This window comes from Cellulomonas uda, from assembly GCF_006538705.1.
In the GTDB taxonomy this organism is placed as follows: Bacteria; Actinomycetota; Actinomycetes; order Actinomycetales; family Cellulomonadaceae; genus Cellulomonas; species Cellulomonas uda.
Genome location: NZ_BJLP01000020.1, coordinates 22,723 through 46,136, shown reverse-complemented (window position 1 = coordinate 46,136; position 23,414 = coordinate 22,723). Strand labels below are relative to the sequence as shown.

Annotated in this window: 22 protein-coding genes and 1 riboswitch; of the genes, 8 read left to right on the top strand and 14 right to left on the bottom strand. The window is 75.0% G+C overall.

The features are described from left to right. Window positions 1-53: 53 nt before the first annotated feature. A complete protein-coding gene (gene purH / locus CUD01_RS07510; protein WP_141319963.1) occupies window positions 54-1,688 on the bottom strand; it encodes a bifunctional phosphoribosylaminoimidazolecarboxamide formyltransferase/IMP cyclohydrolase in 1,635 nt (544 codons plus the stop codon). 32 nt (window positions 1,689-1,720) lie between these two features. After that, a riboswitch (ZMP/ZTP riboswitch) is annotated at window positions 1,721-1,808 on the bottom strand. A 100-nt stretch (window positions 1,809-1,908) separates the two neighbouring features. Here purH and CUD01_RS07505 point away from each other — a divergent pair. Further along, window positions 1,909-2,454 carry a hypothetical protein gene (locus CUD01_RS07505; RefSeq protein WP_141319961.1) on the top strand — a complete coding sequence of 182 codons (546 nt, stop codon included), beginning with the start codon at window positions 1,909-1,911 and terminating at the stop codon, window positions 2,452-2,454. An 86-nt stretch (window positions 2,455-2,540) separates the two neighbouring features. Here CUD01_RS07505 and CUD01_RS07500 read toward each other — a convergent pair whose 3' ends face one another. From CUD01_RS07500 to sucC, 3 genes are all read right to left on the bottom strand, one after another. After that, entirely contained in the window at window positions 2,541-3,875 is a 1,335-nt protein-coding gene (locus CUD01_RS07500; RefSeq protein WP_208404920.1) for a cell division protein PerM, read from the bottom strand. 142 nt (window positions 3,876-4,017) lie between these two features. Further along, window positions 4,018-4,908 carry a succinate--CoA ligase subunit alpha gene (sucD, locus tag CUD01_RS07495; RefSeq protein WP_141319957.1) on the bottom strand — a complete coding sequence of 297 codons (891 nt, stop codon included), beginning with the start codon at window positions 4,906-4,908 and terminating at the stop codon, window positions 4,018-4,020. A gap of 23 nt (window positions 4,909-4,931) precedes the next feature. Next, window positions 4,932-6,107, bottom strand: a complete 1,176-nt coding sequence (sucC, locus tag CUD01_RS07490; protein WP_141319955.1) for an ADP-forming succinate--CoA ligase subunit beta — start codon at window positions 6,105-6,107, stop codon at window positions 4,932-4,934. A gap of 335 nt (window positions 6,108-6,442) precedes the next feature. Here sucC and CUD01_RS07485 point away from each other — a divergent pair, with 335 nt between their 5' ends. From CUD01_RS07485 to CUD01_RS16500, 3 genes are all read left to right on the top strand, one after another. Further along, complete coding sequence (locus tag CUD01_RS07485; protein ID WP_141319953.1) at window positions 6,443-7,186, top strand: hypothetical protein; 744 nt, start codon at window positions 6,443-6,445, stop codon at window positions 7,184-7,186. Further along, entirely contained in the window at window positions 7,183-7,485 is a 303-nt protein-coding gene (locus CUD01_RS07480) for a type VII secretion target (protein WP_141319951.1), read from the top strand. Before CUD01_RS07485 ends, CUD01_RS07480 begins: the two co-directional genes overlap by 4 nt. 144 nt (window positions 7,486-7,629) lie before the next feature. After that, window positions 7,630-8,397 carry a hypothetical protein gene (locus CUD01_RS16500; RefSeq protein ID WP_166771952.1) on the top strand — a complete coding sequence of 256 codons (768 nt, stop codon included), beginning with the start codon at window positions 7,630-7,632 and terminating at the stop codon, window positions 8,395-8,397. Here CUD01_RS16500 and CUD01_RS07470 read toward each other — a convergent pair. Further along, window positions 8,333-10,426 carry an ABC transporter ATP-binding protein gene (locus tag CUD01_RS07470; protein ID WP_141319986.1) on the bottom strand — a complete coding sequence of 698 codons (2,094 nt, stop codon included), beginning with the start codon at window positions 10,424-10,426 and terminating at the stop codon, window positions 8,333-8,335. The two genes, CUD01_RS16500 and CUD01_RS07470, sit on opposite strands and share 65 nt — an antisense overlap. A gap of 91 nt (window positions 10,427-10,517) precedes the next feature. Here CUD01_RS07470 and CUD01_RS07465 point away from each other — a divergent pair, with 91 nt between their 5' ends. Both CUD01_RS07465 and CUD01_RS07460 read left to right on the top strand, forming a co-directional pair. Next, window positions 10,518-10,733 carry a helix-turn-helix domain-containing protein gene (locus CUD01_RS07465; RefSeq protein ID WP_141319949.1) on the top strand — a complete coding sequence of 72 codons (216 nt, stop codon included), beginning with the start codon at window positions 10,518-10,520 and terminating at the stop codon, window positions 10,731-10,733. Next, complete coding sequence (locus tag CUD01_RS07460; protein WP_141319947.1) at window positions 10,733-11,254, top strand: Clp protease N-terminal domain-containing protein; 522 nt, start codon at window positions 10,733-10,735, stop codon at window positions 11,252-11,254. The genes CUD01_RS07465 and CUD01_RS07460 overlap by 1 nt, the downstream gene beginning before the upstream one ends. 14 nt (window positions 11,255-11,268) lie before the next feature. Here CUD01_RS07460 and CUD01_RS07455 read toward each other — a convergent pair whose 3' ends face one another. From CUD01_RS07455 to CUD01_RS07430, 6 genes are all read right to left on the bottom strand, one after another. Then, window positions 11,269-13,347 carry an acyltransferase family protein gene (locus tag CUD01_RS07455; protein WP_244937702.1) on the bottom strand — a complete coding sequence of 693 codons (2,079 nt, stop codon included), beginning with the start codon at window positions 13,345-13,347 and terminating at the stop codon, window positions 11,269-11,271. Between the two features lie 148 nt (window positions 13,348-13,495). Next, window positions 13,496-16,093, bottom strand: a complete 2,598-nt coding sequence (pcrA, locus tag CUD01_RS07450; RefSeq protein WP_141319943.1) for a DNA helicase PcrA — start codon at window positions 16,091-16,093, stop codon at window positions 13,496-13,498. Between the two features lie 74 nt (window positions 16,094-16,167). After that, window positions 16,168-16,650: a DUF456 domain-containing protein gene (locus CUD01_RS07445; RefSeq protein WP_094182290.1), complete on the bottom strand. Its 483-nt coding sequence runs from the start codon at window positions 16,648-16,650 to the stop codon at window positions 16,168-16,170. A gap of 64 nt (window positions 16,651-16,714) precedes the next feature. After that, window positions 16,715-17,062, bottom strand: a complete 348-nt coding sequence (locus CUD01_RS07440; protein WP_141319941.1) for a hypothetical protein — start codon at window positions 17,060-17,062, stop codon at window positions 16,715-16,717. Window positions 17,063-17,156: 94 nt separating this feature from the next. Then, the gene (locus tag CUD01_RS07435) at window positions 17,157-17,858 is read right to left on the bottom strand and encodes a LuxR C-terminal-related transcriptional regulator (protein ID WP_141319939.1); all 702 of its coding nucleotides are present in this window, start codon (window positions 17,856-17,858) and stop codon (window positions 17,157-17,159) included. Further along, a complete protein-coding gene (locus CUD01_RS07430; RefSeq protein WP_244937701.1) occupies window positions 17,855-19,252 on the bottom strand; it encodes an ATP-binding protein in 1,398 nt (465 codons plus the stop codon). The genes CUD01_RS07435 and CUD01_RS07430 overlap by 4 nt, the downstream gene beginning before the upstream one ends. Window positions 19,253-19,432: 180 nt before the next feature. Here CUD01_RS07430 and CUD01_RS07425 point away from each other — a divergent pair, with 180 nt between their 5' ends. Continuing rightward, entirely contained in the window at window positions 19,433-20,956 is a 1,524-nt protein-coding gene (locus CUD01_RS07425) for a PspC domain-containing protein (RefSeq protein WP_166771951.1), read from the top strand. Next, window positions 20,953-21,303, top strand: a complete 351-nt coding sequence (locus tag CUD01_RS16495) for a hypothetical protein (RefSeq protein ID WP_166771950.1) — start codon at window positions 20,953-20,955, stop codon at window positions 21,301-21,303. Before CUD01_RS07425 ends, CUD01_RS16495 begins: the two co-directional genes overlap by 4 nt. 71 nt (window positions 21,304-21,374) lie before the next feature. On the opposite strand, the gene CUD01_RS07420 is transcribed toward CUD01_RS16495, so the two are convergent. The 3 genes from CUD01_RS07420 to CUD01_RS07410 all read right to left on the bottom strand — a co-directional run bounded on the left by CUD01_RS07420 (window position 21,375) and on the right by CUD01_RS07410 (window position 23,412). Further along, on the bottom strand, window positions 21,375-21,869 hold the full coding sequence (locus CUD01_RS07420; protein WP_141319935.1) for an aromatic ring-opening dioxygenase LigA: 495 nt from the start codon (window positions 21,867-21,869) through the stop codon (window positions 21,375-21,377). Between the two features lie 260 nt (window positions 21,870-22,129). Next, window positions 22,130-22,819 (bottom strand): aromatic ring-opening dioxygenase LigA, encoded by a 690-nt coding sequence (locus CUD01_RS17290; protein WP_307722671.1) that lies wholly within the window; start codon window positions 22,817-22,819, stop codon window positions 22,130-22,132. Between the two features lie 155 nt (window positions 22,820-22,974). Continuing rightward, complete coding sequence (locus tag CUD01_RS07410) at window positions 22,975-23,412, bottom strand: DUF3817 domain-containing protein (RefSeq protein WP_371860766.1); 438 nt, start codon at window positions 23,410-23,412, stop codon at window positions 22,975-22,977. Window positions 23,413-23,414: the final 2 nt, after the last annotated feature.

Below are 23,414 nucleotides of genomic sequence, written 5' to 3'. Positions count from 1 at the left end.
ACGCGGATGGCCCCCGTGCGCCGAGGCGCCGAGGGCCGTCCGAGGCCGGCGGGTCAGTGCGCGAAGTGGCGCGTCCCCGTGAGGTAGAGCGTGACGCCCGCGGCCTGCGCCGCCGCGACGACCTCCTCGTCGCGCACCGAGCCACCCGGCTGGACGACCGCGCGCACACCCGCGTCGAGCAGCACCTGCAGCCCGTCCGCGAACGGGAAGAACGCGTCGGAGGCCGCGACGGCCCCCCGGGCGCGCGGGGTGTCGCCCGTGTTCGCGCGCTCGACCGCGAGGCGGCACGAGTCGACGCGGTTGACCTGGCCCATGCCGACGCCGACCGACGCGCCGTCCTGCGCGAGCAGGATCGCGTTCGACTTCACCGCGCGCACCGCACGCCACGCGAACGCCAGGTCGGCGAGCGTGGCCTCGTCGGCCGCGTCCCCGGCCGCGAGCGTCCACGACGCCGGGTCGTCGCCCGCCGCGTCGATGCGGTCCACGTGCTGCAGCAGCAGCCCGCCCGAGACCGCGCGCAGCTCGACGACGGACGACGGCGGGCCGTCCACCACGAGCAGGCGGATGTTCTTCTTCTGCGTGAGCAGCGCGAGCGCGTCGTCGTCGAACCCGGGGGCGACGACGACCTCGGTGAACACCGGCGCGATCTGCTCGGCCGCCGCGAGCGTGACCCGCTGGTTCGTCGCGATCACGCCGCCGAACGCGGAGACCGGGTCGCACGCGTGGGCCTTCGCGTGCGCGTCCGCCACGTCGGTGCCGACCGCGATGCCGCACGGGTTGGCGTGCTTGATGATCGCGACCGTCGGCGCGTCGCCGTGGTCGTGCGCCGCGCGCCACGCGGCGTCCGCGTCGACGTAGTTGTTGTAGCTCATGGCCTTGCCGTGCAGCTGCGTCGCGCCCGCCAGGCCGCGGCCCGCGCGCCCCTCGTCGGACAGGTACAGCGCCGCCGACTGGTGCGGGTTCTCGCCGTAGCGCAGCACCTCCCCGCGCGTCCACTGCGCCCCGACGACCGCGCCGAAGCCCGACTCGTCGGCGGTCTCGTCGGGTGCGTAGGCGTTCGCGAACCAGCCCGCGACCGCCGTGTCGTACGCGGCGGTGTGCGCGAACGCCTGCGCGGCGAGCGCGCGGCGCTGCGCGAGCGTGAAGCCACCGGCGGCGAGGGCGGCGCCGACCTCGTCGTACCGGGCCGGGTCGACGACGACCGCGACGCTCGGGTGGTTCTTCGCGGCCGCGCGGACCATCGACGGCCCGCCGATGTCGATCTGCTCGACGCACTCGTCGGGCGCGGCACCCGACGCGACCGTCTGCGTGAACGGGTAGAGGTTGACGACGACGAGCTCGAACGCCGCGACGCCCAGCTCGTCGAGCTGCGCGAGGTGCTCGGGCCGGCGCGTGTCCGCGAGGATCCCGGCGTGCACGCGCGGGTGCAGCGTCTTGACGCGCCCGTCGAGGCACTCGGGGAACCCGGTGAGCTCCTCGACGCGCGTCACGGGCACACCCGCGCCGGCGATGGTCGACGCGGTCGAACCCGTCGAGACCAGCTCGACGCCCGCGGCGTGCAGCGCCGTGGCGAGCTCGACGAGACCCGTCTTGTCGTAGACGGAGACCAGGGCACGGCGGACCGGGCGGCGCGTGACGTCGGACGCCAGGTCGGCGGTCGTGGCGGGGACGGGCGGGACGGCGCTCATGGGGCACACTCCTGGGTCGGCTTCGCACGGGACCCAGGCACCCAGGCGGGCGGTGCGCTGCAGGGACGTTCGGCCGCTCCCCGGTGGTCGCTCCCACCCTCGCCAGTCACGGCCGGGGTCAGTCTAGCCCGCCACCTGCTCCGGTCGAAGAGGTCACGGTCCGGCCCACCCCTCGCGTCCCGCGCGGTCACGGGTGGGTGCCGTGGGTGAGAATGCCGGGGTGAGCAACCCCTACGCGCCGCCCGACGACCGCCCCGGTGCGGACGCCCCGGAGCGCCGCACGCCGCCGCGCGAGCACCAGCGTGGCCCCGAGCCGGGCTGGGGCGTGCCGCCCGCGCAGCAGCCCGTCGCGCCGCCGCCGCGGCACACCCCGCCCCCGGACCCCGCGGTCGTGGTGGACGTCGCCCGGCGGACACGCACGTTCGCCGTGCTCATGCTCGCGACGCTGCTCACGGGTACATTCCCCGTCCCGTGGCAGGGCGCGAGCCTCGTGTTCGGTGCGATCGCGCTCGTCGTCGGCATCCGTGCGCTCGTGCGTGCCGTCCGGGGGCACGTGCGCGGCGCGATGATCGGGCTGCTCGCGGGCGGCACGGGACTGACGGCGTTCTGGCTGGTCGTGTCGGCCGGGATGACGCTCATGTGGCCGCTCTACCTCGACCGGCAGGAGTGCCTCGCGGGTGCGTTGACCGTGAGCGCGCGGCACGAGTGCGAGGCGACGTTCGAGCGGTCCGTCCAGGACTGGCTCGAGGAGCGCACCGGCCGCTGACGGACCCGCCGCACCCGTGGCGTGGTGCAGCGCGCTGGTGTCGTTCAGCGCGGGTGGTTCAGCGCGGGTGGTTCAGCGCGGGTGGTTCAGCGTGCGCCGCGCAGCCGCGCCCACGCGCCGACGAGCCCCGCCGCGCACGCCCGGCGCAGCCGCTCGTCGGAGGGCAGCGCGACGAGCACCGCACCGAACAGGACCTCGAGCGCGACCGCACCGCCGACGGTCACGGCCGACGCCCCGACCTGCGCCATGCGACCCGGGCCGACCCCGCCCGACCCCGCGAGCACCAGCAGCCCGGCGACGAGGCCCGCACCCACCGCGCACACCACGCACGCCACGCCCGTGCTCCAGGCGCGCAGGCCGTCGCGCGCGCGCAGCCCCCGGTGCAGGTACCAGCCCGCGAGCGCCCCGCAGCCGACCAGCAGCGCCGGCGCGAGCAGCGAGGGCCCGCCCACGACGTCCGCCCCCGGCAGGGCCCCGAGCATCGGCACCGCCGGCAGCGTGCCGCCCGTCACCGCGTCGGTCGCGAAGTGCGTCCCCTCGCCCACCCAGAAGCCCGGCCCGGCGGCCCACGCCACGGCCCACACGACGAGCACCGGCGCGAACGCGAGCTCGGCGAGCGCGAGCACCGCTCCCCCGAGCGTGTCCAGGTCGAGACCCTCCGCGATCGCGACGACCGTCGTCCGGCCCGCGAGCACCCAGCTCGTCGCGACGACCGCGCCGACCACGACGACGGCTGCGGCCGCGACCGTCGCGGCCTCGACGCCGACCGCGACCACGACGGGCAGCCGCCCGTGCCAGGGCCGGGTGACCTCACGCCACGTCGGCGCCTCGGGGCGCGCCAGCAGCCCCGCGGCGACCCCGGCCCCACCCACGAGCGCCCCGCCCGCGAGGCCGCGGAGCGCCGCCACCGGGCCCGCCGTCGCCAGCGCCAGCACCGCCACGAGCCCGGCGTACGCGAGCGTGCCACCCAGCAGGGCGGTGCGGTCCGCGACGCCCGAGCGCCGCGCGGACGCCCAGCCGGTGAACAGCGCCAGCAGCGTGACCCCCAGGGGCACCAGGGTGATCGGCACGCCACCGACGTCCGCCGGGACGCCGTGCCCCGCGAGCCAGATGCTCGCGCCGACGGTGACCGAGCGGAACCACTCGACGCCCTCGTTCGCCGGGTCGGCCGACGTGGCGACGTACGCCGCGACCGCGGGCAGCACGACGACGAGGAACGACAGCAGCGCGCCCTGCAGCGCGGCGAGCGCACCCGCCAGCCAGTGCGGCGACCCGTCGAGGGCGCTCACGAAGAACGCCGACGAGCGGCCGTTGCCCGTCCCGAGCCGGCCGGGCGCCACGGGCGGGCGTCGCTCGTCGGGCCGCGTCGACGCCCCGGGGGCGGGTCTCGTGCGGCGGCGCGATCCGGTCGGGGCACTCACCGCCCCATCGTCACCGCCCGGCGCCGGGGATCCGTGCACGCCGCCCGGCGAGTCCCCGCATCCGGTCCGACTGCCCCGGGAACGACGACGCCCCGCACGGATGGTGCCGTGCGGGGCGTCGTCCTGCGCCGAGGGATCAGGTTCAGCGCGAGAGCAGCTCCCTGGCGAGCGCGGCGGTCTCGGACGGCGTCTTGCCGACCTTCACGCCCGCGGCCTCCAGGGCCTCCTTCTTGGCCTGTGCGGTGCCCGACGAGCCCGAGACGATCGCGCCGGCGTGGCCCATCGTCTTGCCCTCGGGTGCGGTGAAGCCCGCGACGTAGCCGACGACCGGCTTGGTGACGTGCTCCTGGATGAACGCCGCGGCACGCTCCTCGGCGTCGCCGCCGATCTCACCGATCATCACGATGACGTCCGTGTCCGGGTCGGCCTCGAACGCCGCGAGCGCGTCGATGTGCGTGGTGCCGATGATCGGGTCGCCGCCGATGCCCACGGCCGACGAGAAGCCGAGGTCCCGCAGCTCGTACATCATCTGGTACGTCAGCGTGCCCGACTTCGACACCAGGCCGATGCGCCCGGGGCCCGTGATGTCGGCCGGGATGATCCCGACGTTCGACTTCCCGGGGCTGATGAGGCCGGGGCAGTTCGGGCCGATCAGCCGCACGCCCTTGTCCTGCGCGTACGCGAAGAACTCCGCGGTGTCCGCGACCGGCACGCCCTCGGTGATGATGACGACGAGTGGGACGCCCGCGTCGACGGCCTCGACCACGGCGCCCTTGGTGTGGGCCGGCGGGACGAAGATCACGGAGACGTCGGCGCCCGTGGCCGCGACGGCCTCGGCGACGGAGCCGAAGACGGGCACGTCGACCGTGCCGTCGCCCTGCGGGAAGGACACGCTCGTGCCGGCCTTGCGCGGGTTCACGCCGCCGACGACGGCCGTGCCCGAGGCGAGCATGCGCGTCGTGTGCTTGGTGCCCTCGGAGCCGGTCATGCCCTGGACGATGACCTTGGAGGCCTCGGTGAGGAAGATCGCCATGTCAGTTGTTCTCTCTCGTCGTCTCAGGCGTTCGCGAGCTCGGCGGCCTTGTCGGCCCCGCCGTCCATGGTGTCGGCGAGCGTGACCAGCGGGTGGTTCGCCTCCGCGAGGATGCGGCGGCCCTCCTCGACGTTGTTGCCGTCGAGGCGCACGACCAGCGGCTTGCTCGCCTCGTCGCCCAGGATCTCCAGCGCGGCGACGATGCCGTTCGCGACCGCGTCGCACGCGGTGATGCCGCCGAAGACGTTGACGAACACCGACTTGACCTGCGGGTCGGTGAGGATGATGTCGAGCCCCGCGGCCATGACCTCGGCCGAGGCGCCACCGCCGATGTCGAGGAAGTTCGCGGGCTTCACCGCGCCGTGCTTCTCACCGGCGTACGCGACGACGTCGAGCGTGCTCATGACGAGCCCCGCGCCGTTGCCGATGATGCCGACCTCGCCGTCGAGCTTGACGTAGTTGAGGTCCTTGGCCTTGGCGCGGGCCTCGAGCGGGTCCGCCGCGGCCTTGTCCTCGAGCTCCGCGTGGTCCGCGTGCCGGAAGTCCGCGTTCGCGTCGAGCGAGACCTTGCCGTCGAGCGCGACGACCTCGCCGTCCTCGGTGAGGACCAGCGGGTTGACCTCGACGAGCGTGGCGTCCTCGTCGCGGTAGACGAGCCACAGCTTCTGCAGGACGTCGGCGACCTTGCCGGCGATGCTCGCGTCGAAGCCGGCCGCGGCGACGATCTCGTCGGCCTTCGCCGCGTCGATGCCGACGCGCGGGTCGACCGCGACCTTCGCCAGCGCCTCCGGGCGCTCGACCGCGAGCTGCTCGATCTCCATGCCGCCCTCGACCGAGCACATCGCCAGGTAGCGACGCTCGGCACGGTCCAACAGCAGCGAGAAGTAGAACTCCTGCGCGATCCGCGCTCCCGCCGCGATCATCACGCGGTGGACCGTGTGGCCCTTGATGTCCATGCCGAGGATCTCGCCGGCCCGCTCCGCGGCCTCGTCGGCCGAGCGTGCGAGCTTGACGCCGCCGGCCTTGCCGCGACCGCCCGTCTTGACCTGCGCCTTGACCACGACCACGCCCGGCTGGTCGCCGAGCAGCGTCGTCGCCGCAGCGCGGGCGTCGTCCGGCGTGGTGGCGACGATGCCGCCGAGCACCGGTACGCCGTGCTTCTCGAAGATGTCCCGTGCCTGGTACTCGAACAGGTCCACTGTGGTCCAGTTCCTCTCGTCGACCGCGCGACGGCGGCCTCGGTGCGGCCGTGTGCGCCGGGTCGATGCTAGACCGTCGCGCCCAGATCTCTTCATGTCGAGAGATGTGGACCTCTTCACATCGAGACACCGGACCCGCCGCACCCGCGCGTGCGGCGGGGTGTCGCCCGCACGTCCACAACCCCGGCCGAAGACCTGCGCGATGTCCGTATCGCCCTCTAGTGTCCGTTCCTGACGCGCCGTCGGCGACCCGCGGACGTCACGACCAGCACCTGCACGTGCACGACCCGTGCGCACGCCAGCCCGCGCGCACGACGACGGCGAGGAGAGCACCGATGCCCCACCAGAGCACCCACCGGGACCATCCCCACGCACCCGGCGCGTGGGCACCGGCGGGCGACGAGGCGGAGCCGGGTCACGAGGCGGAGCCGGGCCGCGAGACGTCGTCGGGTCGTGAGACGACCACCGCGTGGGACGGCCGCCGGCTCGCCCGGGTCACCCTCGACGCGCACGGCTCCCCCGCGGCCGTCCAGGTCGTCGACGGCTGGGAGCGCCACGCCGCCGCCGACGACCTCGCCGCCGCGGTGCTCGACGCCGCCCGCACGGCCGCCCGGACGCTCGACGAGCGGGCGTGGGCCTCCCTGACCGACGACGCCGACCGGCGCCGGCGCGCGCCGAGCGCGCCCGTGGCGAGCGCGCCCGTGGCGAGCCCCGCCCCCGCGGGCACCCCACGCCCGCTCGACGAGCTCGCGGAGATCGCGATCACGTCGCTGTCGGCGGCGTCGCAGGCCGATGACGCGGCGGCGGTCGGCACCGGCAGCGCGCTCGACCACGAGATCGAGGTCCGCGTGGTGCGCGGCGGGATCGTCGGCGTCACGCTGCGCGGGCCACGCGTGGCGCGCACGAGCGGCACCCAGCTGTCCCGGCTGCTCACCGGAGCGGTGCGCGCCGCCGTCACGGACCTCCAGCACCGGCTCGCCGCGCAGGCGCCCGCCGTGAGCGACGCGCTGCTCGCCGAGGTGCTCGCGCACCTGCGGGCGCTGACCGCAGACCCGGCGTCGGCCGGCGACCGCACGTGAGCGCCGACGTGGACGTCGTCCTCGCGGCCCTACGTCGCGAGGCCGTCACCTGGGACGAGCAGGCGGCCGGGATCCGCCAGGTCGCGCAGGCCGCCGGGCGGCTGCGCCTGTCGACCCTGGAGAGCGGGGTGTTCGCGCTCATGCGCGATGCGCACGCCGACGCGGTCGACCACGTCGTCGCGCGCTGCACGGAAGGCGGCGCGGCCATGAACGACGTCGCTGCCGCCCTGCGGACCGTCGCCGAGGCGTACGAGCGCCGGGACGCGGCCGTCGCCGACCGCGTGACCGGGACGTTCTGAGCCTCCGGTCCCTGCCGCGCACCCGCACCCCTGATCGACACCGCCACGCTCGACCACGCCCCGCACCGCCGCTCTGCCGCCAGCACCGCTCTGCCGCCAGCACCGCTCTGCCGCCAGCACCGCCGACACCGCGAGGACACCGCCATGACCCCAGCCAGCGTCACCACCGTCGGGCACGCCGACTTCAGCCCCGCCACCTACGAGGCGACCGTCGAGAGCCTGCGCGCCGGCGTGCGCACGCTGTCCGGGCAGCTCACGGAGCTCCCTCGCGCGGCGTCGCAGGCCGTGGGTCACGCATGGGTGCCGGGGTGGCTGGCCGACGCGGTGCGCTCGTGCACGGACCGGCTCGTGGCCCTCGGCCGCGACCTCGCCGCGCGCGTCGGCGAGCTGCTCACGGGCGCCGCCGCGCCGGTGCTGTTCTTCGTGCGCGCGCACGACTGGGTCACGCACGTCGGCGCGCCGGCCTCGCGCGTGGCCGGTGAGCTCCAGCCGTCCGCGCTGCACGCGACGCGCGCGTGGGAGGGCGCGGCGGCGACCGCGTACCGCGCGGCGGTCGCGGGGCAGGCTCCGGCCGCGGCTCAGGTGCACGCCGTCGCGACGGCCGTGGCCACGTCCTTGACCACGTGCGCCGCCGCGGGGCTGGCGTTCTACGTCGCGCTCGGGGTGATCGTCGCGAAGGTCGTGACCGCCCTCGCGGTCGCGATCGCCGCGTTCGGCTCGGCGGTGTTCTCGTGGGCGGGGGTGCTGCTCGTCGTCGAGGAGGCGGCGGTCACGAGCGGCATGGTCGTCGCGGCGGTCGCCGGGCTCATGGCGGTCCAGGGTGCCGCGGCGGCGGCGACGGTCCACGTCACCAACGCGACGGGTCAGTCGTCGACGTTCCCGCACGGTCACTGGCCGTCGGCGACGGCGTGACCCGTCCTCTCGCGGCGCCGGGCACGCCGTCGGCCTCGTCGTCGAGGGCGTCGGGCACGTCGGCGAGGGCGTCGGGCACGTCGGCCGGGACCTCGTCGGGGGCGCGGTCGGCGCGGCGCGACGGGTGGTCTGCGGGCGGCTCGTGGGGCTCGCTCGCGAGCACCCGGGAGGTCGCGAGCTGCTGCGCGGCCAGCTCGGCGTACAACCCGCCCGCGGCGACGAGCTCGGGGTGGGTCCCGGACTCGACGATGCGGCCGGCGTCGACCACGTGGATGACGTCGGCGTCGAGCACCGTCGACAGCCGGTGCGCGATGGTCAGGGTGGTCCGCCCGTGCGCCGCGGCGTCGAGCGCCTCCTGCACGACCCGCTCCGAGACGGTGTCGAGGGCGGAGGTCGCCTCGTCGAGCAGGAGGACGGGCGGGTCCTTGAGCAGCACGCGGGCGATCGCGATGCGCTGCTTCTCGCCGCCGGACAGTCGGTAGCCGCGTTCCCCGACGACGGTGTCGTAGCCCTTCTCGAACCCCGCGATGACGTGGTGGACGTTCGCGGCGCGGCAGGCGGCCTCGATCTCCTCGTCGCTCGCGCCGGGCTTCGCGTACGCGAGGTTCTCGCGGATGGTCGCGTGGAACAGGTACGTCTCCTGCGAGACGATGCCGACCGACGCGATGATCGAGCGCTGCGTGAGCTCACGCACGTCCTGCCCGGCGAACAGCACGGCACCCTCCGACGCCTCGTAGAGGCGGGGCGCGAGGTACAGCACGGTCGTCTTGCCCGCGCCGGACGGGCCGACGAACGCGACGTGCTGCCCCGGCTCGGCGACGAAGCTCACGCCCTGGAGCGTGGCGCGCGAGCCGGGTGCGGAGTCGGGGTAGCGGAACACGACGTCGCGGAACTCGACGCGGCCGAGGGGTCCGGGCGCCTGCTCGACGTCGATCGCCCCGGGCTCGTCGCGGATGGCGGGCCGCAGGTCGAGGTACTCGAAGATCCGCGCGAACAGGGCGCCGGAGGTCTGCACGTCGAGCGCGACACGCATGAGGCCGAGCAGCGGCCCGAGCAGTCGCGCCTGGACGGTCGTGAACGCGACGACGGTGCCGGCGGTGATGGTCTGGCCGGCCGGGTCGCGCATCAGCAGTCCGGACACCAGGTAGACCACCGCGGGGACGCTCGCCATGAGCACCTGCACGACCGCGAAGAACCCCTGCCCGCTCATGGCGCGCCGTACCTGCAGGCGCACCTGGTTGTCGTTCTCCGCCCGGTACCGCGCGGACTCGGACTGCTGGCGGTTGAACGACTTGGACAGCAGCACGCCGCTCACGCTGAGCGTCTCCTGCGTGATCGACGTGAGCTCCGACAGCGACTCCTGGGTCTCGCCGGCGATGCGTGCCCGCACCTGGCCGACGCGCCGTTGCACGACGACGAGGCCGGGCATGAGGACCACAGCGACGAGCGTGAGACGCCAGTCGATGAGCACCATCGCGACGAGCGAGGCGACCACCGTGACCGCGTTGCCGAGGATCGTGGTGACGGTGTTGGTCAGGACGCCCGCGACGCCGCCGACGTCGTTCTGCAGCCGGGACTGGATGACGCCCGTCTTGGTGCGGGTGAAGAAGCCGAGCTCCATCGACTGCAGGTGCTCGAAGAGGCGCACGCGCAGGTCGCCCGTCACGCGGTTGCCGACGGTCGAGGTGAGCCAGGTCTGCGCGACGGTGAGCGCGGCGGACGCGAGGAACAGCGTGACCATGAGGACGACGAGGCGTACCAGGAGCGGCAGGTCGGGCGGCCCGCCGTCGAGCGGGAAGAGGGCGTCGTCGAAGATCCGCTGCACGACGAGCGGCGGGACGACGGCGATCCCCGCGGCGACCACGACGATGACGCCCGTCACGGCGATGCGCCCGCGGTAGGGCCGGAACAGCGCGACCACGCGGCGGCGCAGCTGCGGCACGCGAGGCGCCTGCGCGTTGAGGCGGCGCTGCGCCGCCTCGTCGAGCGGTCGACCCGCTCCTCGTCCTCGGCCGCCCGGCCCGCCCATGCTCACCGGGACACGGTAGGGCGATGCGGGCCGCCGCGCCGGATGTCAACCGATGTTGACATCCCGATGACCGTCAACCTATGTTGACGCCATGACCGGGAACGACTCGTTGCTCACCGCGGCAGGCGCCGCCGAGCCCGCCGAGGGCCTGCGGGCCGTGCGCTCGCTGCGCACCCTCGCGGACCGGCTCGAGGCCCTCCAGGTCGAGCGCGCCCGCCGCCGGGGCTGGTCCTGGCAGCAGATCGCCGACTGCCTGGGCGTGACGCGCCAGGCCGTCCACAAGAAGTACGGGAAGGTGGTGCCCTGATGTTCGAGAGGTTCACCCGCGACGCCCGCGCCGCGGTCACCCTGGCCCAGGACGAGGCCGGCGCGCTCGGGGCAGAGCGCATCGACGCCGACCACGTCCTGCTCGCGGCCGTGCGGACCGACGGCGCCGCGCGGCGCGCGCTCGCGTCGCTCGGCGTCCAGCCCGACGACGTCGCCGCCGCGGTCCGCGCGCGCGAAGGGCTCGACGACGAGGCGCTCGCGTCGATCGGCGTCGACCTGGCCGCGATCCGCGAGCAGGTCGAGTCGACCTTCGGCCCCGGCGCTCTCGACGCCGGCCCGCCGACCTCCCCGAGGACCTTCACCCCGGACGCCAAGAAGCTCCTCGAGGTCGCTCTGCGCGAGGCCGTGCGCAGCCGGCGCCGGAGCATCGACACCGGCCACCTGCTCCTGGCGGCGGTCCGGCTCGACGAGACGGGCGCGCACGCCGCGCTCGGCGCCCTCGGCCTGACCGACGACGCGGTCCGCGACGCGGTCACCGCGGCGTGGGCGGCGGCCGCCTGACTGCCCGAGGGGCGTCAGGAGTCGAGCTTCTCGAGCGCCTCGCGCAGCAGGTCCGCGAACGCGACGATGCCCTCCATGTTCGGGTGCGTCTTGTCCGAGTGCAGCAGGCCCGGGTGCTTCGCGACGTACGCGTGCCAGTCCACCACGTGCACGTTCGGCCGGCTCTTCGCGATCTCGGTGAGCTCGGCGTTCGCGTCGTCGACCCAGTAGCTGATCCCGACGACGGTGAGCACGAGCACCTGGCGCTCCGGCCCGATGATGTCGAGCGTCTCCTCGAACGCCTCGCGCGAGCCGTCGAACTTGAAGCCGCCGTTGGTCCCGAAGTTGAGGACCACGACCGGGCGCAGACCGCCCGCGTCCTTGGCGTCACGCACGATGGCCGGGGCGTCGAGCCACTTGCGGATCGGCTTGGCGTCGATCGCGATCTTCGGGAACGCGTCGAACAGCGCGGGCGCCGCGCCGGACAGCACCGAGTCGCCGAACCCGACGACGCCCGACCCGTCGATCGCCCCTTGCGCATCACGGCCGGGGCCGGCGGCCTCGTCGTCGCCGCCCTGCTCCCCGTCGGGATCCGTCGCGTCCGGGTCCTGCGCGTCCGGGTCCTTCGCGTCCGGGTCCTGCCCGTCGGCGCCCTTCGGGTCCGTGCCCTTCGGGTCCGTGTCCTTCGGATCCGTGCTCTTCGGGTCCGTGCCCGTCGAGTCCGTGCCCTTCTCGTCCCCGCCCGTCGTGCCGTCACCGGCCTGCTCCTGGGCGCGCCGGTCGATCTCGCGCTGGGCCGCCTCGATCGCCCGCTGCGTCGAGGTCACGGCCGGAGCGGTCGCGACCGACACGACCGCGCCGAGCACGAGCACGGTGGCGAGCACGCCGGCGAGCCGCGCGCCCGGCCGTGGACCCCGCAGCGCCGCCGCCGCACGAGCCGCGACAGCCCGGAAGCCGTCGCGCCGCACCGGCATCTCGACGAACCGGTGGCTCAGGTGCGCGAGCGCGAACGACAGCGCGAGCGCGACGACCGGGACGCGCCACCACAGCGGAGAGCCCGGCGCGTCCCCGAAGGCCGCGCCCACGACGAGGATCACGGGCCAGTGCCACAGGTACAGCCCGTACGAGCGGTCCCCGACCCACACGACGGGCCGCAGCTCGAGCACCTTCAGCAGCGCACCGGGCTGCTCGGACGCGCAGCCCGCGACGAGCGCGAGCGCGGCGAGCGACCCGAGCACGATTCCGCCCCGGTACGTGAACGAGGAGTCGTCGCGCAGCAGCGCGACCAGCGCCGCGAGGACCAGCAGCCCGACGACGGGCAGCGCGCGGGTCAGCGCCCGGACGTCGCTCCGCGACGCGCCGGCGGGCGCGGCTGCGGGCCGCCCGGTCACCGCGATCGCGAGCGCCGCCCCGGCGAGGAGGCCGAAGGCGTGCGTCGGGGTGCCGTAGTAGACGCGCGTCGGGTCGTCCCCCGGCGTGTACATCACGGCCATGAGGACGCCGGAGACCACGGCGGCAGCGCCGACCGCGATCGCGATGCTGCGCCCGCCGTGCCGGTGCAGGGCGCCGGCGGCCAGCACGAGGCCGGCGAGCACGAGCGGCCACAGGACGTAGAACTGCTCCTCGATGGCGAGCGACCAGAACGGCTGGAACAGCTCGGGCTGCGTCGCGTCGAAGTAGCTCGACCCCGCCGCGATCTCGAGCCAGTTGGTGGAGAACGTCCACGCGCCGAGCCACTGGCGTCGCACACCCACGAGCAGGTCCGGCTCGACGAGGCGCGCGGCGAGCGTCCCGACCACCAGGACGAGCGCGAGCGCGGGCAGCAGGCGTCGGGCCCGGCGCACCCAGAAGTCCCGCAGCGCGAGCCCACCGCCGCCGCCCATGCGCCGCAGCAGCAGCGTGGTGATGAGGAACCCGCTGACCACGAAGAAGACGTCGACGCCGAGGAACCCGCCGGGCACCGCCGCGGGCCACAGGTGGTAGGCGATCACGGCGAGCACGGCGATCGCCCGCAGCCCGTCCAGGCCGCGGATGTGCCCGGCCGTACGGCGGCGCGCGGTCGGGTCGGGAGCGGTCTGCTCGCCGGACTCCGGACGCGACGTCGTGGTGGTCACCAGCACCTCGTTTGCTCGCTGCTGAAGGCCACGGTAGGTGCCTTCAGGTGGACGCCGGACGCGGACACTCCGGTCCGCGACGAACCCACCGGTCGGCGGTTCACCCCGAGACTGTCGCCCGACCCCGGGATCATGGCAAAGCCGCAGGTCACAACTTCGTCACGGGTGAGAACCGGAGCAGCAGACGCTTGGTCCCCTCGGTCCCGAAGTCGACCTTCACGACCGCGTTGTGCCCTGCCCCCTCGAGCGCCACGACCGTCCCCAGGCCGTACGCGTCGTGCGTCACGCGGTCGCCGATCTCGAGCGACGGGATCGCGCCGGCGGGGCGCGGGGTCGCGGAGCCGAACGCCGCGCCGGTGGACGGCAGCGCCGGGCGCTCGTCGCGCTTGGCGGGGTACCCGCCGGACCCGGCACGGCCGGAGCCGTACCCCGAGCCCGAGCCGTAGCCGGACCCGCCCGAGCGCCCGCCCGCGCCGAAGCCCGAGCCCCACCCGCCGCGCAACGCCGAGGTGGAGGACTCGCGGCGGCGCCAGTCGATGAGCTCCTCGGGCAGGTCGGCCAGGAACCGGCTGGGGGGGAACTCGTTCGGCACGCCCCACGCCGTACGGATCGCCGCACGCGAGATGTACAACCGCTCGCGCGCGCGGGTCAGGCCCACGTACGCGAGCCGCCGCTCCTCGGCGAGCTGGTCCGGGTCGGACAGCGAGCGCAGGTGCGGGAACGTGCCGTCCTCCATTCCCGTGAGGAACACGACCGGGAACTCGAGGCCCTTGGCGGTGTGCAGGGTCATGAGCGTCACGACGCCGGGCTCGGGCTGGTCGTGCGCGACCTCGTCGCCGCCGTCGGGCGAGGGGATCTGGTCGGAGTCCGCGACGAGCGACACGCGCTCGAGGAAGTCGGCCAGGTCACCGTCAGGGTCGCTCTGCTCGAACTCCGTCGCCACCGCGTGCAGCTCGGCCAGGTTCTCGACGCGCGACGCGTCCTGCGGGTCCTCGCTGCCGCGCAGCTCGGCCAGGTAGCCCGAGCGGTCGAGCACCGCGCCGAGCACCTCGGCCGGGCCGGCGCTCGCCGCGAGCGCGCGCAGTCCCGCCATGAGCTCGACGAACGCGCGCAGGCCCGTGACCGCGCGCGTGCCCAGCCCGGGGACCTCGTCGAGGCGCTCGAGCGCGGCCCCGAACGAGATGCGCTCACGCTCGGCGAAGGACGCGACCATCGCCTCCGAGCGCTCCCCCAGCCCGCGCTTGGGCACGTTGAGGATCCGCCGCAGGTTCACGTCGTCGTCGGGGTTCGCGACCGCGCGCAGGTACGCGATCGCGTCCTTGATCTCGCGCCGCTCGTAGAACCGCGTCCCGCCGACCAGCTTGTACGGCAGCCCCACGCGCACGAGCGCGTCCTCGATCACGCGGGACTGCGCGTTCGCGCGGTAGAAGATCGCGACGTCGCCGGGACGCACACCCGCGGTGTCCCCGAGCCGGTCGATCTCCTCGACGACGAACCGGGCCTCCTCGCGCTCGTCGTCCGCCACGTACGCGACGATCTGCGCGCCCGCGCCCGAGTCGGTCCACAGCCGCTTGGGCTTGCGGCCCGGGTTCTTGCTGATGACCGCGTTCGCCGCGGACAGGATGGTCTGCGTCGAGCGGTAGTTCTGCTCGAGCAGGATCGTGCGTGCGTCGGGGTAGTCGGCCTCGAACTCCAGGATGTTGCGGATGTTGGCGCCGCGGAACGCGTAGATCGACTGGTCCGCGTCGCCGACGACCGTGAGCTCGCCGCGCTCGAGGCCGTCCTCGGCCCCCGTGCCGACGAGCTCGCGCACCAGCACGTACTGCGCGTGGTTGGTGTCCTGGTACTCGTCGACGAGCACGTGCCGGAACCGGCGGCGGTAGTGCTCGGCCACCGCGGGGAACGCCTGCAGCAGGTGCACGGTCGTCATGATCAGGTCGTCGAAGTCGAGCGCGTGCGCCTGGCGCAACCGCGCCTGGTAGCGCGTGTAGACCTGCGCGAGCGCGGTGTCGAAGTCGTTCGCCGCGCCTCCGCCCGAGGTCGCCGCGAACGTCTCGGGGTCCACGAGCTCGTCCTTGAGCGACGAGATCTTGGACGCGAGCGCCTTGGCCGGGTACTTCTTGGGGTCCAGGTCGAGCTCGCGCGCCACGAGCGTGAGCAGCCGCTGCGAGTCGGCCGAGTCGTAGATCGAGAAGCTCGAGCGCAGCCCGAGCGTGGTCGCCTCGCGGCGCAGGATCCGCACGCACGCGGAGTGGAACGTGGAGACCCACATGCGCCCCGCGGCGGGGCCGATGAGCCCGCCCACGCGCTCGCGCATCTCGGCCGCGGCCTTGTTGGTGAACGTGATCGCGAGGACCTCGCCCGCGCGCGCCCGGCGCATGGCCAGCAGGTACGCGATGCGGTGCGTGAGGACGCGCGTCTTGCCCGAGCCGGCGCCCGCGACGATCAGCAGCGGCCCGCCGTGGTGGGTGACCGCCTCCTTCTGCTGGGGGTTGAGCCCCTCGAGCAGGGCCAGCGCGCGCTCCGCGCGGGCCGCGTCGTCATGCGCACGCCGGTCCTCGGCGGCGGACTCGTGGGGGCCGGTTGCCGACCCGCCGGACGCGCCGTCCGGGGAGTCGCCGCGCGGCGGCACGACGAGCGGCAACCCGGACGACTCGCCCGCGTGCGAGCGCGCGGCGGCCGCCGCGACGGCTGACCGGAAGGAGCTGCCGAGCGAGTCGGGGAGGTGTTCGAAGAGCGACGTCATGGCCCGACCAGCCTAGGCGCCGCCACCGACACCCGGGGACGCCCCACGCGGCACCTCCGGTCCCGGGACGCGGGTCACGAGGTCGCGAGGCCGACGAGCCACGCGAGCGTGACGAGCATCGCGCCGGCGAGCTCGACCAGGATGGTCAGCCCGGTCGCCTGCATCGCGGCGAGCGTCGCGCGCCAGGCGGGCTGCGCCCGGCGCACACGCACCCACTCCGCGAGGTACACCGCGCCGACGAAGCCGACGACGAGCCCGACCACGGGGATGACGAAGAACAGCACGGCGCCGGCCACGCCGCCCCAGACCAGCGTGCTGCCGGGCACGCCGGCACGCTTGAGGTGCCGTCCGGCGAGGAGGTACTTGCCGACCATGGCGGCGGCCGTGACCAGCACGGAGACCACCGCGACCGTCCAGCCGACGACGCCACCCGTGACGACGCCCCAGACGACGACAGCGCCCGCGACGAGCAGCGCACCGGGCAGCACCTGCACGACGACCCCGAACAGCCCGACGAGGACGACGACACCGACGACGACCTCTCCCCAGCCCGGCACGAGGCCCGAGGCTACCGGGCGCGGACCCTGCCCGCGGCGCGAGGCCACGGGCAGGGTGGACGGGTCAGTGCCAGAGCACCGCGATCGCGACGTTCAGCACGGTGAGGCCGGCGATCGCACCGAGGAAGCCGGTGGTCACCTTCTCGGGCCGACGCCCGCCGACGACGACGAGCGCGGTGACGACGAGCGTGACGAGGAGCTTGACCGTGATCTTGACCATGTTCGGGTCGGCCAGGTCGTCGCTCATCTCCTTCACCCCCACCATGAGGATGCCCGTGACGAGGGCGGTGAGGGCACCGTGCAGGGCGCCGGCCGGGATCTTCGGGTCGCGCATGCTGACGAGCACGCCGCCGAGCACGACAGCCCAGCCCAGCAGGTGCAGGACGAGCAGCAGGTTCTTCAGGAGCTCCATGCCGCAAGGATACGACGAGCCGCGTGACGTTCTGACACCGTGTCAGGATCTGCCTGTCGGGCATCGCCGCCCCGCGCACCCCAGACCTCGCGCGCTACAGCAGGCGCCGCGCCGCGGCCCACCGCGTGAGCTCGTTCCGGTTCGACAGCTGCAGCTTGCGCAGCACCGCGGACACGTGGGTCTCGACCGTCTTGATCGAGATGAACAGCTCCCCTGCGACCTCGCGGTAGGTGTAGCCGCGCGCGATCAGCCGCATGACCTCACGCTCACGCGCGGACAGCCGGTCGAGCTCGTCGTCGCCCGTCGCGACGTCCCCCGCCGCCGCGCCGAACGCGTCGAGGACGAACCCCGCGAGCCGCGGCGAGAAGACCGCGTCGCCGTCCGCGACGCGACGCACGGCGTCGCTCAGCGCGTTCCCGTCGATCGCCTTGGTGACGTACCCGCGCGCACCCGCCCGGATCACCGCCACCACGTCCTCCGCCGCGTCCGAGACCGACAGCGCGAGGAACCGCGTCCCCGGGACGTCGGCGCACGCGCGGATCACCTCCGCGCCCCCTCCCCCGTCGCCGCCCGGCAGGTGCACGTCGAGCAGGACGACGGGCGGGCGCAGCTCGTGCACGACGCGCACCGCCTCGTCGACGCCCGCCGCCTCCCCGACGACGCGCACCCGCTCGTCGAGCGACGCACGCACACCCGTGCGGAACAGGTGGTGGTCGTCCACCAGGACGACGTCGACCGCGTCCGGCCCGGCCGAGCCGGCGATCCGGTCGGGCACCTGCGGGACGTCCTGCGTCATGACTCCTCCTCGGTCGGTGCCTGCGCACCCGCGGACAGGGGGACGCCGGTGCCGGGCCCGGTCGGCGTCACGTTCGAGGGGTCGGCCGGCGCGCTCGGCGCGAACGGCATCGCCAGGTGCACCTCCGTGCCCTGGCCGGGCCGGCTCGTCACCGTCGCGGTGCCGCCGCGGCGGCGCACGCGGCCCAGGATCGACTCACGCACGCCGAACCGGTCGGGTGAGACGGCCTCCGGGTCGAACCCGTCGCCGCGGTCCTTGACGAAGACCTCGACCTCGGCCGCGCCGACCTCGAGGTAGAGCGAGACGGGCGGGCGGCCGTGCACGACCGCGTTGACGAGCGCCTCCCGCGTCGCCTGCAGCAGGGCCGCCGTCGCCTCGTCGGGCACACGGTCGCCGACGACGACCGTGTCGACCGCCACCGGCTCGCCACCCGGTCCGGAGCGCGAGTCCTCGACCTCGGCGACGACGTCCCGCAGCGCCGCCGCGAGCGACGTACCGGGCGCCGGGCGGTCGTCGTACAGCCACTCGCGCAGCTCGCGCTCCTGGGCGCGGGCCATGCGCGCGACCTCCGCCGGGTCGTCGGCCCGGGCGCGGATGAGCGCGAGCGTCTGCAGGACCGAGTCGTGCAGGTGCGCGGCGATGTCGGCGCGCTCCGACTCGCGCGCCCGCGCCGCCCGCTCGTCGGCCAGCGCCCGCCACAGCCGCAGCCACCACGGCGCGACGACGAGCGCGACCCCCGCGAGCACCGCGAGCGACGCGACCACCGACTGCACGAACGTCGCGGCGTCCACCCCGGGGCCCGTCGCGCGCCCCACGAGCAGCAGCACACCGACGCCCGCGATCACCACACCACCCAGGAGCCGCACCACCGACACGGGCGTGCGGCCGCCCGCGCGGCTGCGCCAGCGACCCCGCGCGACCTCGTCGAGCTGGCTCCACGCGAGCGCGGCACCCGCCAGGACGACGAGCAGCGGCAGCACCCAGCCCGCGTCGAGCCGGTCGGTGCGCACCGCGACGAGCACCCCGGCCACCACGACGAGCAGGACGCCCACCGCGATGTCGGTCACGGGCCACCGGCGGCCCCGCGGGTGCTCGTCGTCGCCGCCCGGCCGGCCGGCGAGCCGCGCGAGGTTGGACGGCCGCGACGCCGCCGCGACCTCCCACGGGTCGCCCGGCGGGACGGTGAGCCACCAGAACACGTACAGCACCACGCCGACTCCGCCGACGAGCGTCGCGACGACGAACGCCACGCGCACCCCGCCCAGCGGGAGGCCCAGGTGCGCCGCGACTCCGGAGGCGACACCACCGACCCAGCGCCCGCGCTCGGGGCGCCGCAGCGCGCCGCGCGGCACGCGGGGGCGCGGCACGGCGGTCGGTCCGGCGGTCAGGTCCACCACCGCATCGTCACACGTCACGACGTCGACCGGAGCCGCCGACCACCGCTGCGGGCACGGATCAGGGCAGGGATCAGGGCATCGCTCAGGGCCCGGACCCGGGGTGCGGACCCCGGGTTCAGGGTCCGGTCAGGGGAGCACCCGATGTCGCTCGCGGGCCGCGGCCGCCACGATCGTCGTATGAGCTCGACCACGCCCGGCACACCACCGCCTGCCGCCTCCCCCCAGCCCACCGACGGACCCGCACCCGACGGGGCGCCCCGCCCCGACGGCGGCGGCTTCTTCGGCGCCGTCCGCCGGCTCGGCGTCCAGCGCTCCGACGACCGCTGGGTCGGCGGCGTGTGCGCCGGCGTCGCCGACCGGCTCGGCATCGACCCGCTCGTCGTGCGCGGCCTGCTCGTCGTGACGTTCCTGCTGTCCGGGGTCGGCGCGGTCGCCTACGCGATCGCGTGGGCCCTGCTGCCCGAGCGCCGCGACGGCCGCATCCACGCCGAGGAGCTCGTCGCCGGACGGTTCGACACCGCGGTGCTCGGCGCGGCCGCGCTCCTCGTGATCGGCCTGGGCCGCGGCGACAACGGCTGGTGGAACGCCGGCCCGCGCTGGGCGCACGGGATGTTCGGCGTGCTGTCCGGCCTGCTGTGGCTCGGCTTCGTCGTCGCCGTCGCCGTGACGGTGCTGGTCCTGGTGACGCGCAGCCGTCCGCCGCGCGGCCCGGTGCCACCGTGGGCCGGTCAGCCGCCGCGCCCGCCGTACGGCCCCTACGGCCCGACCCCGGGCCAGCCGTCCGCCCCGGTCCCGTCTGCGCCGACGGCTGCATCGACCTCTGCGCCTTCCTCTGCACCGACCTCTGCCCCGACCGCTGCGCCGCCGTACGGGACCCCGCCCCACACGGGCACGCCCGCGCACGCCCCGTACGGTCCCTACGCCTCCGGCGCCCCGAGCGGGCCTCCCGCGACCGCCTCCTACGCGACCGCCCCCTACGCGGCCGCGCCCTACGCCTCCCGGCCGCACGCGTCCACACCCCACGTGCCCGCGCCCACCAAGCCGCGCCGCCGTGGGCCCGGCGCGACGAGCGTGGGCGTCGTGGTCGCGCTGGCGCTGCTCACCTTCGCCGGCCTGCTCGCCGCCGAGCGCGCGGACCGCTACGACGGTCCGGTCCTGCTCACGACCCTCGGGGTCACCGCGGTGCTCGCGGGTGCGGGCGTCGTCGTCGCCGGGCTGCGGGGCCGCTCGAGCGGGTCGCTCGGCTTCCTCGCGATCGTCGCGCTGCTCGTGTCGCTCCCCGCGGGTGCCGTCGAGCACCGCAGCTGGACCTGGGACGAGGCCGGCGTGCACCGTCCGGGCGCCCCGGTCGTCGTGACCAGCCGCGCGGCCGCCCAGGACGGGCTGCGGTTCGGTGCCGGCGAGGCCACGCTCGACCTCACGGACGTCCCGCTGACCGACGATCTCCTCGTCGTGCCGATCTCGGTGGGCGCCGGTCGGCTCGACGTCGTCGTCCCGGCGGACGCGGCCGTCGAGGCGACGGCGCGGATCGGCCTCGGCAGCGCCACGTGGGACGTGGACGGGCAGTACGAGAGCACGTCCGGGATCGGCATCGGCGGGACGACGTTCCGCGACGACGCGAGCCGTGCGGGCTCGGCACAGCTGTCCCTCGACGTGTCCGTGGGCGCGGGCGAGGTCACCATCACCCGGGAGGACTCATGAGCACGCAGGACCCGCGCGGCCTCGAGCCGGACGCGACGACGTCGCCCGACCCGGCGGTCGAGGAGACCGACCCGACGACGGGCGCCACGCAGGTGCTCGAGCCCGACGAGACGTCGGCGCAGCCGGCCCCCGAGACGTCGCCCGTGCGTCCGGAGCGCGACGTGCGCGCACCGCGCGTCGGGACCGTCGTGTGGGGTCTGGTGCTCGCCGTGCTCGGCGTGGGGGTCCTGGCCTGGGCGGCGGGCCGGCAGATCGACGTGGACGTCGCCGCGATCGTGCTGGTCGCGGGCGCGGGCGTGGCGCTCCTCGTCGGGTCCGTCGTCTCCGGCGTGCGGCGCCGGGGCTGACGCCCGCACCGACGAGGGGCCCCGACCGGCGGTCGGGGCCCCTCGTCGTGTGCCGGGTGCGTGCGCCGGGGTCAGGCGATCGCCGGCGAGGCCGGCGCCACGCCCGCGGGCGCGCGCTCGGCCACCGCGGCCGGCTCGACCTGCGCGACCGGCGCGAGCTTGCGGATCGCCAGCCCCGTGAGCAGCAGCCCCAGCCCCACCCCCATCACGAGCAGCGAGATGCCGAACGCGATCACGGAGGTGAGCAGCGACGTGCGCAGGAACGACGCCGTCTCGAGCGTCGCGCGCACCGGGTCGTCGCGGTCGAGCTGCGCGAACGTCTGACCCCCGGACGCGTCGAGCGCGTGCTTCTTGATCTGCTCGGTCTGCGCCCACGCCTCCCAGGGCGTGTCGAGCCGGTTGCCGCCGAACGCCGGTGCGTCGTCGGAGACCGTGATCCGCTCGGAGCCGAGGCTGACGCTCACGCCCACCCAGGCGCCGACGCCGGCCACGATGAAGGTGATCCCGAGGATCGTGACCCAGAGACCCAGGCTCCGGGCTGCGCGGCTGCGTGCTGTCGTCGTCACGTCTTCCCCTCTCTCGACGTCCCGCGCCGTCACCAGGTCCGTCGGCGTCCGTCGGGTGTCCGTCGGATGGTGGGTCGGGTGCCTGACCGCGGGTCGGCGCCGGCCGTGGCGCCATGCGGGACGGTAACCAGAACGGGTGACGCCACTTCGAGAGGTATAACCGTTTAGTCCGCAACTATCGGGCTCAGGGCCGCGAACTGAAACGGTCCGGGCACGGCCGAGGCCCGCGTCCGGACGGGACGCGGGCCTCGGCGGCGGGGTCAGGCGCGGTCGTCGCGCTCGACCGTCGGGTCGGGCGGGGCGGCGTGCGTGTGCCCCTCGGCCGCGGGCGGCGCTGCGGGGGGCGCTGCGGTCGTGGGTGCCGCGGTCGTGGGTGCAGCCGTCGTGGGTGCCGCGGCCGCCGGTGCGACCTGGGCGGGCGGCGCGGTGACAGGCGGCGCCGGGGCAGCCGGCGCGGCGACCACCGGGGACGCGCTCGCCGGAGCGACCGCCGGTGCGACGCGCGTGTGCGACGTGTCGTCGTCGACGACGACGGGGCTCAGCCGACGCAGCGCGATCCCGACGAGCAGGAGCGCGACACCGACGCCGACGACGAGCAGCGCGACCCCGAACGCGACCACCGACGTGAACAGCGACGACCGCAGGAAGGACGCGGTCATCATCGTCTCGCGGACCGGGTCGTCGCGGTCGAGCTCGGCGTAGGTCTTGCCGCCCGAGGAGTCGAGCGCGTGGTGGTTGATGATGTCGGCCTGGACCCAGGCCTCCCACGGGGTGTCGACGAGCTGGCTCTGGAAGGCGCTCGCGTCGTCGGACACGGTGATGTTCTCGGCGGCGAGGTTGGTGCTGACCGCACCCCAGGTGACCGCCCCGGCCACGATGAAGATGATCCCGAAGACGATGACCCAGAGGCCCAGACCTCTCGCCCCTGGCTGCTTACCGGTGGTCGCCACGTGCTTCCCCTCTCTGGAGAGCCGGTCCCCGACGCGTCGCGAACGGGGCCGTGCGCGGGCCGCTCGTCGCGTCCCTGCACGTCAAGCCTAGCGAGGGGCGCACTGGACGCACCTGCGGCGTGTCGGGCGGGCACGTCCGGGCCGTGCCCGGAGGGTCAGCCCTCGACGGGGCCCGGCGCGGCTGGCGAGCGGGGTGCCGCGGCATCGATGCGCGCGAGCGCCTGGGCGTGCACGCGACGCTCGAGCACGAACGACATGACCGGCACGACGCCCGCGAGCGCCATCGTCACGAGCCTGCCGAAGCCCCAGCGCATCGTGGCCCACAGGTCGAAGACGGTGACGAGGTACACGACGTAGATCCAGCCGTGCGCGTACGGGATCCACGCGAACGCGTCCGCCACCGGCGAGTGGACCACGTACTTGAGCACCATCTCCACGCAGAGCAGCAGCAGCATCACCCCGGTGACCCACGCGAGGACGCGGTAGCGCGTCAGCGAGCCGCGCGCCTTCGTCGCCCACGCGCCCGCCGTACCCGCGGTGCCCGTGGTGCCCGTGGTGCCCGTGGTGCCCGTCGTCGTCCCGTCCTGCGTCACGT

What these genes read in the sequence shown, in the direction of transcription:
- CUD01_RS16500 (WP_166771952.1), top strand. Translation starts at nt 7,630, where the DNA reads ATGACCCCAGCCAGCGTCACCACCGTCGGGCACGCCGACTTCAGCCCC.
- CUD01_RS07435 (WP_141319939.1), bottom strand. Translation starts at nt 17,858, where the DNA reads ATGACGCAGGACGTCCCGCAGGTGCCCGACCGGATCGCCGGCTCGGCC.
- CUD01_RS07485 (WP_141319953.1), top strand. Translation starts at nt 6,443, where the DNA reads ATGCCCCACCAGAGCACCCACCGGGACCATCCCCACGCACCCGGCGCG.
- CUD01_RS07460 (WP_141319947.1), top strand. Translation starts at nt 10,733, where the DNA reads ATGTTCGAGAGGTTCACCCGCGACGCCCGCGCCGCGGTCACCCTGGCC.
- sucD (WP_141319957.1), bottom strand. Translation starts at nt 4,908, where the DNA reads ATGGCGATCTTCCTCACCGAGGCCTCCAAGGTCATCGTCCAGGGCATG.
- CUD01_RS07470 (WP_141319986.1), bottom strand. Translation starts at nt 10,426, where the DNA reads ATGGGCGGGCCGGGCGGCCGAGGACGAGGAGCGGGTCGACCGCTCGAC.
- CUD01_RS07465 (WP_141319949.1), top strand. Translation starts at nt 10,518, where the DNA reads ATGACCGGGAACGACTCGTTGCTCACCGCGGCAGGCGCCGCCGAGCCC.
- CUD01_RS07425 (WP_166771951.1), top strand. Translation starts at nt 19,433, where the DNA reads ATGAGCTCGACCACGCCCGGCACACCACCGCCTGCCGCCTCCCCCCAG.
- CUD01_RS07440 (WP_141319941.1), bottom strand. Translation starts at nt 17,062, where the DNA reads ATGGAGCTCCTGAAGAACCTGCTGCTCGTCCTGCACCTGCTGGGCTGG.
- CUD01_RS16495 (WP_166771950.1), top strand. Translation starts at nt 20,953, where the DNA reads ATGAGCACGCAGGACCCGCGCGGCCTCGAGCCGGACGCGACGACGTCG.
- purH (WP_141319963.1), bottom strand. Translation starts at nt 1,688, where the DNA reads ATGAGCGCCGTCCCGCCCGTCCCCGCCACGACCGCCGACCTGGCGTCC.
- pcrA (WP_141319943.1), bottom strand. Translation starts at nt 16,093, where the DNA reads ATGACGTCGCTCTTCGAACACCTCCCCGACTCGCTCGGCAGCTCCTTC.